This window comes from Rhodosalinus sp., from assembly GCF_041685465.1.
Classification (GTDB): domain Bacteria; phylum Pseudomonadota; class Alphaproteobacteria; order Rhodobacterales; family Rhodobacteraceae; genus Rhodosalinus.
Window position 1 is genome coordinate 1 of record NZ_JAWLFS010000265.1, and the last position, 3,815, is coordinate 3,815.

Genomic DNA, 3,815 nt, shown 5'->3' on the forward strand with positions numbered 1-3,815 from the left:
GAAACCCACGGGCTCCACGGTGATCGCGTCCATGTCGAGGTCGTTCTCGGCGGCGAAGATCGGGAACTGCGCCCATGCGCCGTCCGGCGGCGGCGCGCCCAGCACGCGGCCCTCGAGGTCCTTGGGCGCCTCGACGCCCTGGCTCCTGCGGCCGACCACGGCGAAGGGCGGCTTGTCGTAGACCATCATCACGGCCGTCACCGGCGCACCGGGGTTCTGGTCCAGGAACTTGATGAGCGAGTTGATGTCGGCGAAGCCCACCGGGAAGGCCCCGGTCGCCACCTTCGGGATCGCGTCGAGCGAGCCCTGTCCGGCGGTGACCTCGACCTCGAGCCCGGCGTCGGCGAAGTAGCCCTCGTCGATGGCGACGAAATAGGGCGCGGCGGGCCCCTCGAACTTCCAGTCGAGGGCGAAGGGCATCTCGGTCTGCGCCGCGGCGGCGCCGGCGGCGAGCGTGACGGCGGCGGTGACGATCGGACGGACGAACACGGGTGGCACCTCTCCTGCTGTGGGTGTCGGGTCTGATGCCCGACTCGCGTGCCCGGCGGCAAAAGGCCACCGGGGAATCGCCGGAGCGGCCGCTCCGGATGTCTGCATCAAACATTCTGCCGAAGTTTTGGGCAACCCGCTGCGAAAGCGGGCGTGACGATGCCCCCTGCGCGTCGAATTCCGCCGCCGATGCTGGACACGGGCGGGGGGGCTCCGTCTGATCGGCGCGGGACGCGGGGGCGCCGCCTGTCCGGGCCGGATCCCGGCAGGCGGCCATCCGCGACGAGGCTCGCAGGATAGGGGAGGCGGCGATTCTCCAGACCGTGACGACGATCGCGCCCGGGACGCAGGGCGACAGCGCGCCCCAACGGGCGCGCGGCGCGGTGCGGTTTGCCGTGCGCGCGGCACGTGGCGGCAGCGCGCTCGCCACCTTCCGGCACGCGGGCTCGCTGCGCGCGGTCTTCCCGCGCATGCGGCCCGGCGGCGCGGTGGAGGCGGTGCTCGTCAACACCGCGGGCGGCGTCACGGGCGGCGACCGATTCTCGGTCGAGGCCGCGGCGGAGGCGGGCGCGGCGCTCACCCTGTCGACGCAGGCCTGCGAGCGCGCCTACCGCGCGCCGCCGGGGCCGGCCGGGCGGCTTTCGGTGCGGCTCTCGGCCGCGAAGGGCGCGCGGCTGAACTGGCTCCCGCAGGAGACGATCCTCTACGACGGCGCGGCGCTCGAGCGGCGGCTCGAGATCGACCTCGCGCCCGGCGCGCGGGTCCTGATGTGCGAGCCGCTGATCTTCGGCCGCGCCGCGATGGGCGAACGTCTGACCTCGGGACAGTTCCGCGACCACGTGACGATCACGCGCGGCGGGCGGCCCCTCTACCGCGACGGCGTGCACCTCTCCGGCGACATCGCGGCGACACTGGCGCGGCCGGGCGTCGCGCGCGGCGCGGGGGCCATGGCGGCGCTCGTCCTCATCGCCGAGACGGCGGAGGCCGCGCTGCCGCAGGTGCGCGCGCGCCTGCCCGAGACCGGCGGCGCGAGCCTGCTGGCGCCCGATGTCATGGCAATGCGCCTGCTCGCGCCCGACGGCGAGGCGCTGCGCCGCGCGCTCCTGCCGATCCTCGACCTTCTGACAGACGACAGCCTGCCCCGAGCCTGGAGACTTTGAGCCGATGATGCTGACCCCCCGCGAGAAGGACAAGCTGATGGTCGCCATGGCGGCGGAGGTGGCGCGCCGCCGCCTCGCCCGCGGCGTGAAGCTCAACCACCCCGAGGCGATCGCGCTGATCACCGACGCGGTGGTGGAGGGCGCGCGCGACGGCCGCCCCGTCTCGGAGATGATGGAGGCCGGCGCGCAGGTCGTCACCCGCGAGATGTGCATGGAGGGCGTGCCCGAGATGGTGCCCGAGGTGCAGGTGGAGGCCACCTTTCCCGACGGCACGAAGCTCGTCACCGTCCACGATCCGATCCGCTGAAGGAGACAGACATGAAACGCCTGATCGCCGCGCTGCCCGTCACACTCGCCGCCGGCCCCGCGCTCGCCCATCTCGACCCGGTCGCGCATGGCTCCTTCGTCGCCGGCGCGACGCACCCGGTCTTCGGGGCCGACCATGTGCTCGCCATGCTCGCCGTCGGCCTCTGGGCGGGCATGCTGGGCGGGCGGGCGCGCTGGGCGGTGCCCATGGCCTTCGTCGCCGTCATGGCGCTCGGGTTCCTGCTCGCGCTCGCGGGCGTCGCGCTGCCGCTGGTGGAGCCCGCGATCCTCGCCTCGGTGGTGATCCTCGGCCTCGTCGCGGCGGCGGGGCTCAGGCTCCCGGTTCCGGCCGGCGCGGCGCTCGTCGGCGCCTTCGCGCTCTTCCACGGGGCGGCGCATGGCGCCGAGATGGGCGCGGCGGGCGCGCTGCCCTACCTCGCCGGCTTCCTCGTGGCGACGGCGGCGCTGCACGCGGCGGGGCTTGGCCTTGCGGTTGGGCTCGCCCGGGCCGGGCGCACCGCACCCCGCGTCGCGGGCGGCCTCGTCGCCGCGGCGGGCGCGGCGCTGGCGGCGGGGGTCTGAGCCATGATCCCCGGAGAGGTTCAGACGCCGGAGGGCGAGATCGAGCTCAACGCGGGCCGCGAGACGGCGACACTGCGCGTGGCGAACACCGGCGACCGCCCGGTGCAGGTGGGCAGCCACTATCACTTCGCCGAGGCCAACCCGGCGCTGGAGTTCGACCGCGCGGCGGCGCGCGGCAAGCGCCTCGACATCGCGGCCGGCTCCGCCGTACGCTTCGAGCCGGGCCAGACGCGGGAAGTGACGCTGATCCCCTATGCAGGAGCGCGGCGCGTCTACGGCTTCAACGGGCAGGTTATGGGCGACCTCTGAGCAGCCATTGCAAGAGGGAGGGAGACCCCATGTGCGATATCTGTGTGATGACCTCCGTGAAGGAGAAAATGCTCAGCCGGCGCGGCTTCTTCACGGGCGCGGCGGCGACGGCCGCGGCCGCGGTGGCGGTTCCCCCGCGCCCGGTGCTGGCGCAGCCCGCGCGGCAGGTCGTGGACATGACGCACGAGCTGTCCGCCGAATTCCCGACCTTCGGCGGCTCGCCCGGCATCAGCTATGACAAGCAGTTCGATTTCGAGGGCGACGGCTACAACCTCTACGTTCTCTCGATCAACGAGCACACGGGCACCCACATCGACGCGCCGCTGCACTTCAGCGCCGATGGCCGGTCGGTGGCCGAGATCCCGGTGGAGGATCTCGCCTGCCCGCTCTGCGTGATCGACATCCGCGCCAAGGCCGCCGAAAACCCGGACGCGCAGGTGACGCCCGACGACCTTCAGGCGTGGATCGGGCGCAACGGCGCGATCCCCGACGGGGCCTGCGTGGCGATGAACTCGGGCTGGGCGGACAAGTTGGGCTCCGACGGTTTCCGCAACGCCGATTCGGCACGGCCCGGCACGATGCATTTCCCCGGCTTCCACGTGGAAGCGGCCCAGATGCTGCTGGACGAGACGAACGCGGCGGCGATCGCGGTGGACACGCTGTCGCTCGATCACGGGCCGTCGCCGGACTTTGCCGTGCACTATGCGTGGCTGCCTGCCGGGCGCTACGGCATCGAATGCCTCGCCGGGCTCGACCGGATGCCCGAGACCGGCGCCACGCTCATGGTCGGCGCGCCAAAGGTCAGGGACGGCACCGGCGGTCCCGCCCGGATCATGGGGCTCGTCTGATGGCGACGGTGCGCCTGATGGCCGACGACGAGCTCTCGGCGGAGGCCGTCGCGGTCTTCGAGGAGATCCGCGCCGCGCGGGGGACGGACTACGTCAACAACTTCTGGCGGGCGCTGGCGCA

6 protein-coding genes and 1 pseudogene are annotated in these 3,815 nt (G+C 73.2%); 6 read left to right on the forward strand and 1 reads right to left on the reverse strand.

What is annotated here, in order from left to right; genetic code table 11:
- A partial coding sequence (locus ACESL7_RS14020) for an ABC transporter substrate-binding protein (protein ID WP_372893925.1) occupies nt 1-489 on the reverse strand: 489 nt, incomplete at its 3' end.
- Between the two features lie 323 nt (nt 490-812).
- Here ACESL7_RS14020 and ACESL7_RS14025 point away from each other — a divergent pair.
- The 6 genes and pseudogenes from ACESL7_RS14025 to ACESL7_RS14050 all read left to right on the forward strand — a co-directional run.
- A complete protein-coding gene (locus ACESL7_RS14025) occupies nt 813-1,649 on the forward strand; it encodes an urease accessory protein UreD (protein WP_372893926.1) in 837 nt (278 codons plus the stop codon).
- 4 nt (nt 1,650-1,653) lie between these two features.
- Nucleotides 1,654-1,956 carry an urease subunit gamma gene (locus ACESL7_RS14030; protein WP_372893927.1) on the forward strand — a complete coding sequence of 101 codons (303 nt, stop codon included), beginning with the start codon at nt 1,654-1,656 and terminating at the stop codon, nt 1,954-1,956.
- Between the two features lie 11 nt (nt 1,957-1,967).
- Nucleotides 1,968-2,537: a HupE/UreJ family protein gene (locus ACESL7_RS14035; RefSeq protein WP_372893928.1), complete on the forward strand. Its 570-nt coding sequence runs from the start codon at nt 1,968-1,970 to the stop codon at nt 2,535-2,537.
- Nucleotides 2,538-2,540: 3 nt separating this feature from the next.
- On the forward strand, nt 2,541-2,846 hold the full coding sequence (locus ACESL7_RS14040; RefSeq protein WP_372893929.1) for an urease subunit beta: 306 nt from the start codon (nt 2,541-2,543) through the stop codon (nt 2,844-2,846).
- A gap of 29 nt (nt 2,847-2,875) precedes the next feature.
- Nucleotides 2,876-3,694, forward strand: a complete 819-nt coding sequence (locus ACESL7_RS14045; RefSeq protein WP_372893930.1) for a cyclase family protein — start codon at nt 2,876-2,878, stop codon at nt 3,692-3,694.
- Nucleotides 3,694-3,815 (forward strand): annotated as a pseudogene (locus tag ACESL7_RS14050) (carboxymuconolactone decarboxylase family protein); the annotation flags it as partial. The gene ACESL7_RS14045 and the pseudogene ACESL7_RS14050, both read left to right, overlap by 1 nt.